The organism is Fusobacterium sp. (genome assembly GCF_029258315.1).
GTDB lineage: Bacteria > Fusobacteriota > Fusobacteriia > Fusobacteriales > Fusobacteriaceae > Fusobacterium_B.
In genome coordinates this window covers 1-5,199 of sequence record NZ_JARHZE010000023.1, presented here as the reverse complement: position 1 = coordinate 5,199, position 5,199 = coordinate 1, and the positions used below count along the sequence as shown (strand labels likewise).

The window sequence follows — 5,199 nt, the reverse complement described above, 5'->3', positions numbered from 1 at the left end:
TAAGTTTTTGTATGGATGTTTTTGATGCTCCATATGCTCCAGGAGTTTCAGCCCCAACAATAATGGGACTTGATCCAAAGAAAGGAAAGAGAATATTAAGAAGTTTAATGAACACAGAAAAAGTTGTTTGTGTAGACTTTGCAGAAGTAAATCCACAGTATGATATAGATAGTAGAACAGCAAAATTAGCAGGTTGTCTAGCTTATGATATTATGTTAAATAAATCTAAATAAAAAATTGGGGCTTTAATAGCCCCAATTTTTATATTATTTTTTATTTTCTTTTAATCTATTAATAATGAGTTCATAACCACCAGTTCCATATTTTAAAGCTTTGCTAACTCTACTAAGAGTAGAAGAAGAGATAGTTATATCTTTTAAAATTTCTTCATAAGTTTTACCTTTTTCTAAAAGTTTAGCAGCTTCAAATCTTGTTCCCATAGCTTCAATTTCTTTAAAGGTACAAAGATCTTCAAAAAAAGCATAGCATTCTTCAACAGTTTCTAATTTTAGAAAAGCTTCAAATAAAGCATCATTTGTAGGATTTTTTAATTTATTCATTTTTTTCCTCCTATTACTTTATCAATTTACCTTACTAAATTATATTGTTTTTTTTCAAATTTTGCAATAAATTTTTAGTTTTGTTTCAATCTTTTTTCTAAATGTTTATTGAAAATAAAATAGAAAGTGATTATACATAATATAGGCCCAAGAGTATCACTTATAGATTGAGCATAGAAGGCATATTTTGCTTCAAAAATTATTGGAAGTAAAAAAGTGCTAACCATATAGATAGTTTTTCTAGACATTGAGAGAGCAAAAGCAGTTTTAACTCTTCCTACAGCTGTTAAACAATCTACAAAACAATATTGGAAAGAAAGTGATATAATTCCCCAAATACTAGCTTGAATTCCCCAGTTTGAAATTGTACTAAGTTTTTCTTCGTGGGTAAATAGATCTATAAAAAAAGGTGAAATATATTTTGTTAAGAAAAACATTGTAGTAGTTAAAATAAGAGCAAAGATAGTAATATATTTTTCAGCTAATTTTACCCTTGAAATATTTTTAGCACCATAATTATAACTTAAAAGAGGTTGTGTTCCACCTGATAAACCAATTAGAGGACCTGTTATAAGAAGTAGGTAACTTTGAATAATTGTAGCACTAGAAACAAGTAAATCTCCAGTGGCAAAACCACCAAATTTTTGTAAGACAACATTTAAATTTATAAGGATGAGACTATCAGTTGCAAGAATAAAAAAAGGAGAAAAACCAAATTGAATAATTTTTTTAATAATTTCTTTTGAATATCCACCAAAAGTTATTGGAATAATAATTCTTTTTCCAGTTAAAAATTTGTAGGCAAATACAAAAGATAAAAATTGAGCGATAACAGTGGCCCAAGCAGCTCCAGCAACTCCCATTTTAAATTTAAAAATAAATAAAGTATCAAGTAGAATGTTTGTGATGGCTCCTATAATAACAGTGGCCATACCTACCATAGGAAAACCTTGACAAGTTATAAAAAAATTAAGTCCTATTGCCATAAGGGCAAAGAAGCTTCCTAAAGTATAGATAGTTAGATAGGTATTTGCATATTGAAAAGTAATTTCACTCGCACCAAAAAGCATAATTAATTTATTTTTTAAGATAAGAAAGATAAGGGTTAAACCAATACCAAGTACAGATAGAGCTAAAAAACTATTTGCAAGAACTTGTTTAGCCTTAGCATCATTTTTTTCTCCCATTCTAATAGACATAATAATAGATCCTCCAAGACCAATTAAAGTTCCGAAAGATGAAAGAAATGCAACTATTGGACCACAGATCCCAACTCCAGCAAGGGCTAAACCTCCAACATCTGGAATATGTCCAATATACATTCTATCAATAATACTATAAAGTAGATTGACAAGTTGAGCAAGCATTGTTGGAATAGCTAATTTAAAAACTAATCCAAGTATAGAATCTTTTCCTAAATCATTTGATAATTTCATTTTTATACTAAAAAGTATTCCCCCTTTCATAATATTTTCATAAATAAAAGTATAACATATTTTTTTAATTTATAAAATATTAAAAAATAAATCCCCTCTTAAATTTAAGAGGGGAAGAGATTACTCTATTCTTTCAAGAGATAAATCAAAAATTTTTCCATTTAATTTTATTTTATAAAATTTTTTTATAAAATTTTCAGAAGAATTTAATTCTTGAATATAAGAATTAGGATTATTAATAATATTTTCAGTATTTTTTATTTCATTGATAGCATCATTAAGGTTATAATTTATAAATTTTATTTTAGTTCCAGGGGTTGCTTGAGCTAGTTTAGATAAATCATTGGAAATGACATTTCCAATTTTAGTATATCCTCCTGTTGTTTGTCTATCAGCCATCATAATTATAGGTTGTCCACTACCAGGAACTTGAATAGCCCCAAAGGTAATTCCATCAGAGATGATATCAGCTGAAATTTTATGTTTTATAGTAGCCCCAGAATCAGAAGCAAGTCTTATTCCCATTCTATCACTTTCTTGAGAGATAGTATAAGTTTCATTGAAGAAAGTTTTAATTCCTTCATCTGTGAATTCATCAGACTGTTGTCCTAGGATAACCTTAATTTCAAGAGTCTTTTGATAACTAGGTATTAAATTTCTATTAAATTCTAAAGTAGATGAATTATCATTTGAGAAAACTTTTAAAACATCTCCACCCATTAATTTTCTACCTAAATATCCTCCAACTTTAGCCTTTAGATTTGTTGATCTACTATTCATAATAAGAGGAACATCAATTCCACCTGAAAAAGCAAGATAGTTTCTAAGTCCAGATTTACAGATACCCATTTTAAGAATATCACCTTTAGTTGCTTTATAACTTTTCCATAAATCTATATTTTTTCCATTTAAAGTAGATTGACAATCTCCACCAGTTATAGCAAACACAGTATCTTTTAAAAATTCTAGTTCTATACCTTTCAAAGTAGTTTCAAGAACAGCATCATTTTCGTTATTACCTACTAATTTATTTGCAACTTTTGCAGAAAAATTATCCATAACTCCAGAAGCGGATACTCCATATCTTTGAAAACCATATCTTCCTAAGTCTTGAACTGTTGTCAAAAGTCCAGGATTTAAAATTTTAAAAGTTTCCATATTAGTCCTCCTTCCAGTATTTATTTACAGTATAAGTTTTATTTTTTACTTTTTCAGAGATTTTAAAATATTCATCCTCTGAAATAGCTTTAAATTTAATATATTCACCAGCATTTATTAAGAAAGGATTTTCAGATGTCGGTTCAAAGAAATTTAAAGGTGTTCTACCTAGAAGTTGCCAACCTCCAGGACTTTCAATAGGGTAAACTCCTGTTTGTTCTCCAGCAATTCCAACTGAACCACCTGGAATTTTAGTTCTAGGTGTTTTTAATCTAGGTGTAGCAATTCTTTTATCCATTCCACCAAGATAAGGAAATCCAGGGGTAAATCCAAGCATATAAACTAAATATTCTCCTGAAGTGTGAATATTAATAACCTCTTCAATAGTTAGATTGTTATGAGAAGCAATATTCTCAATATCTGGTCCATATTCTCCACCATAAAGAACGGGAATTTCTACAATTAATTTTTTTATAGATGTGTTAGATGGATCATCTAGTTTACAATTATTTTCAATGATAGATTTTAGTTCCTCAAAAGATATTAAAAGAGGATTGTAATAAACAATAATAGATCTATATGTTGGTAATAAATCTTTTATTGCTGGATGTTTTAATGAATCAAGATAATCTGTAATTTTTTTTAAATTGTGATTTATTAAAGGAGAAATTTCATTTCCTAATTCGATAATTAATGAAGAATCTCCAGCTTTTAAAAATCTCATATTTCCTCCTCAGTATAGTTTAAAAAGAGTATTTTTTAATTAAAAAGTTTAAATATTCCTTGTAAAGAAATAATACCAGCATATCCAGTAACAAAAACAACAACTGTTCCAAGGATTGTAAGCATAGTAGAATGTTTATATTCTCCAACAATCTCTTTTTTTCTAGATCCAAGAAGTATAACTCCTAGCGTTATTGGAAGAATTAAACCATTTAAAGAACCTGCAAGTACAAGTAAAGTTACAGGTTTTCCTAAAAAAGCCATAACAAAAGTAGAAAAAACAATAAATCCAATAATAAATTGTTTTTCTTTATTCATAATAGTTTTAGATAAAGTTTTTAAAAAAGATACGGAAGTATAAGCAGCCCCAACAATAGAAGTAAGTGCTGCAGCAAAAATAACTAAACCAAAAATTTTATAACCTACTATTCCAGCTCCAGCTTTAAATGCAGATGCAGGAGGATTTGCAGGATCTAACTTAAAACCAGTAGATACAACTCCTAGAACAGCAAGGAATAACATTATTCTTATAATTGAAGCGATACTAACTCCCATCATTGAACTTTGGTTAATCTTATCTAAATTTTCAATTCCTTTTGTATTAGCATCTATTAATCTATGGGCTCCAGCAAATGTAATATATCCACCAATAGTTCCTCCAAGAAGAGTAACGATAGAAAGAGTTAGACTACTGTAACTTTCAGGGAAAAAAGCTCCATGAATTGCAGATCCAACAGGTGGATCTGATAGAACTGCCACATATCCCATAACAATTATCATAAGTCCACCAAGAAATTTGGTAAGTTTATCCATTACAGGACCCATATCTTTGGAAAGAAAAACAAAAATAGCAAGAGCTCCAGACAATAAAACTCCAACTGTAATATTACAACCAAAAAGAGCATTTAAACCAAGGGCAGCTCCACCAACATTTCCAATATTAAAAGCCAATCCCCCTAGAGAAACAAGTGCTGCAATAAAATAACCTAAACCAGGTGCAACTTTATTTGCAATATCTTGTCCCCTCATACCAGATACACAAATTACTCTCCAAATATTAAGTTGAACAATAAGTGTAGCAATTGTAACTATAAGAATAGTAAAAGCAAAATTTTCTTTAAAAGTTTCAGTAAAAACAGCTGTTTGAGTTAAAAATCCTGGTCCTATTGCAGAAGTTGCCATAAGAAAAGCAGCTCCCACAATAGCCCCTTTATTTTTGTTTTCTCCCATTACTCATCACCTCTTAGATTAGTAATGGTAACACCTTCTTTTATAAGAGCCTCTCTAATATTTTTAGAAAAAATTAAAGCCTCTGGATTATC

At 29.2% G+C, this 5,199-nt stretch carries 6 protein-coding genes; 1 reads left to right on the top strand and 5 read right to left on the bottom strand.

Going from position 1 to position 5,199, the window contains the following annotated elements; translation table 11 throughout:
- On the top strand, positions 1-233 hold a 233-nt coding region (locus tag Q1J48_RS01690; RefSeq protein WP_300360716.1), incomplete at its 5' end, for an arginase family protein.
- 33 nt (positions 234-266) lie between these two features.
- Here Q1J48_RS01690 and Q1J48_RS01685 read toward each other — a convergent pair.
- The 5 genes from Q1J48_RS01685 to Q1J48_RS01665 form a co-directional block, all read right to left on the bottom strand.
- On the bottom strand, positions 267-560 hold the full coding sequence (locus Q1J48_RS01685) for a YerC/YecD family TrpR-related protein (protein ID WP_300360715.1): 294 nt from the start codon (positions 558-560) through the stop codon (positions 267-269).
- A 74-nt stretch (positions 561-634) separates the two neighbouring features.
- Positions 635-1,996, bottom strand: coding sequence for an MATE family efflux transporter (locus Q1J48_RS01680; protein ID WP_300360714.1), 1,362 nt, complete (start codon positions 1,994-1,996; stop codon positions 635-637).
- Positions 1,997-2,116: 120 nt separating this feature from the next.
- A complete protein-coding gene (locus Q1J48_RS01675) occupies positions 2,117-3,154 on the bottom strand; it encodes a 5-oxoprolinase subunit C family protein (protein WP_300360713.1) in 1,038 nt (345 codons plus the stop codon).
- A gap of 1 nt (position 3,155) precedes the next feature.
- A complete protein-coding gene (gene pxpB, locus Q1J48_RS01670; protein WP_300360711.1) occupies positions 3,156-3,878 on the bottom strand; it encodes a 5-oxoprolinase subunit PxpB in 723 nt (240 codons plus the stop codon).
- 35 nt (positions 3,879-3,913) lie between these two features.
- Positions 3,914-5,107: an NRAMP family divalent metal transporter gene (locus tag Q1J48_RS01665; RefSeq protein ID WP_300360709.1), complete on the bottom strand. Its 1,194-nt coding sequence runs from the start codon at positions 5,105-5,107 to the stop codon at positions 3,914-3,916.
- Positions 5,108-5,199: the final 92 nt, after the last annotated feature.